At 63.7% G+C, this 212-nt stretch carries 1 pseudogene; it reads right to left on the reverse strand.

The features are described from left to right. Nucleotides 1-56: 56 nt before the first annotated feature. Nucleotides 57-212 (reverse strand): annotated as a pseudogene (locus tag VC35_RS29750) (DUF3304 domain-containing protein); the annotation flags it as partial.

Here is a 212-nt window from a genome sequence, read left to right on the forward strand (position 1 = left end):
GGTTGGCAAGCGGCCCTGCAATGGGAACTGCGGCGGGTACCAGACGGGGGCGTGTTTTACTTCGGACATGACGAGGGCTCCGGCAATTGCAACGGGGTCTTGATCGGGTATTCGGGGCTGCCGTAGGCGTAGCAGGAGGTGGTGACCTGCAGCTCATCGCAGGGCAGGAAGTGCACGGTGAGGCCGCAGACTTTCTGGCCGGTGTAGTCGGG

It is taken from the genome of Pseudomonas fluorescens (assembly GCF_000967965.1).
In the GTDB taxonomy this organism is placed as follows: Bacteria; Pseudomonadota; Gammaproteobacteria; order Pseudomonadales; family Pseudomonadaceae; genus Aquipseudomonas; species Aquipseudomonas grandcourensis.